This is a genomic window from Alteromonas sp. BZK5 (assembly GCF_014349115.1).
Lineage (GTDB): Bacteria > Pseudomonadota > Gammaproteobacteria > Enterobacterales > Alteromonadaceae > Alteromonas > Alteromonas macleodii.
Genome location: NZ_JACSOE010000254.1, coordinates 1 through 1,385, shown reverse-complemented (window position 1 = coordinate 1,385; position 1,385 = coordinate 1). Strand labels below are relative to the sequence as shown.

The 1,385-nt window shown below is 45.4% G+C and carries 1 protein-coding gene; it reads left to right on the top strand.

Annotation, left to right across the window (positions count from 1 at the left end):
• The first annotated feature begins 76 nt into the window (after positions 1-76).
• Positions 77-1,111 carry an IS110 family transposase gene (locus BIZ39_RS21760; protein ID WP_187448107.1) on the top strand — a complete coding sequence of 345 codons (1,035 nt, stop codon included), beginning with the start codon at positions 77-79 and terminating at the stop codon, positions 1,109-1,111.
• Positions 1,112-1,385 lie beyond the last annotated feature (274 nt).

Sequence of the window (1,385 nt, the reverse complement as noted above, 5' to 3'; positions counted from 1 at the left end):
ACCCTCTCCTCCCATAAAGGCTTCAAATGAGCCAAGATAGGGTTGTTCAAATCACTATCAAGAAGGAGAAGGTCACATGAGTAAGGTAACAATAGGTCTCGATATCGCCAAGTCTGTTTTTCATTTAGTTTTTATGAATCAGTCAGGCAGAGTGCTCAGAAAGAAGAAATTAAGGCGTCACCAGATGTTGTCCTATTTTAGTCAACTGGAGCCATGCATTGTAGTGATGGAAGCCTGTGGAAGTTGCCATTACTGGTGTAGGGAATTGACGAAAGCCGGGCATGAAGTCAAAGCAATAGCACCGCAATACGTTGTAGCATACCGAAAAGGCAATAAACACGATTACAATGATGCAGAGGCGATAGCCGAGGCATCACAACGCGAAGGGATGCGATTTGTGCCGTTTAAGTCTCAGGACCAACAAGACATCCAGCTTATGCATCGGATTAGAGAGCGTATGATAGCGCAGCAAACGGCGTTGAGTAATCAGATAAGAGGCTTGTTGAGCGAATACGGTATTGTGTATGCACGGGGTGTAGCGACTTTGGTGAAAGAGCTGCCGTTTACCCTGGAAGAAGCTGACAATGGATTGAGTATGTTAGCTCGCCGACAGTTTCAAGGCTTACTCAATGATTTGCGGGAACTGCGAGAGCACATAAAAGAAATGGATAAGGAGTTGAAAGCGTTCTCACAAAGCCAGCCTGTATGCGAGCGTTTAATGAGCATGACAGGAATTGGGCCTTTGATTGCTACCGCCTTATATGCAGGCATTGGACAAGGTCAGGCTTTTAATAGCGGCCGACATTTAGCCGCTTGGTTAGGTGTAGTGCCCAAACAACATACAACGGGAGATAACCCGAGATTGTTGGGTATTAGCAAGCGAGGGAACACGTATTTACGGACCCAGATAATTAACGGAGCCAGGGCCGCCTTGCGCCATATTGGTGATAAAACCGATAAGGTGAGCGAGTGGTGTCGGGCTTGTTTAGCACGCATGAGCTTTAACAAAGCGTGCGTCGCACTGGCTAATAAAATGGTAAGAATGGCCTGGGCTATGCTGCACTATCAACAGGACTACCAGCCAGGACTGATAAATAAAGCAGCGGCTTAGCCGATGAAACCCAAACCAAAGATAAGTAAATAAACTAAAACAGAAAGCCTATCAACATATTGCAAAAAGACAACGTACTGATGATTAACGGTTCATAACCATCTTGTTCAAATCAGTTTATACCAAGGGCCTTCGAGGCCGCCGGATTGATGAGACAACAAGATGCGAACAACCATCAAGGCTAGAAGTCAATTGACTTCACGAAAAAGCCGAATATATGGCAGCAATGAATCACGTTATTAAATCAACACGGTGTCTTGCAATCGGAGAGGGT